Raw genomic sequence first — 324 nt, forward strand, 5'->3', positions numbered from 1 at the left:
TATCTCCTTATCATCTTCTATATTGTTTTCAAGTGAATTATATAAATACTGTCTATATCTATTTTGGGTTCTAAGACTTAATTCTTTAACCTTATCTATTGACTTCATATCATCTGGAAGATTTCCTTGCTTATCGGCAACTTCTCTCATGATTTTTGCATATTCTCTTTGGAATACAGAGTTAAAACTTGCTAAGGTATTATTTCCTAAGTTTTCTCTTGCCTTTATAATTTCATTTTCTAAAACTTTATCCTTAACTAATACATCAAAAATTCTATCTTCAATTTGATTTATTGAAATTATTTTTTCATCTATCTTATTTTT

At 25.6% G+C, this 324-nt stretch carries 1 protein-coding gene; it reads right to left on the bottom strand.

Translation table 11 applies throughout. The features are described from left to right. On the bottom strand, positions 1-324 hold a 324-nt coding region (locus HMPREF0077_RS10225), incomplete at both ends, for a hypothetical protein (protein ID WP_004837954.1).

This window comes from Anaerococcus tetradius ATCC 35098 (assembly GCF_000159095.1).
GTDB classification, from domain to species: domain Bacteria; phylum Bacillota; class Clostridia; order Tissierellales; family Peptoniphilaceae; genus Anaerococcus; species Anaerococcus tetradius.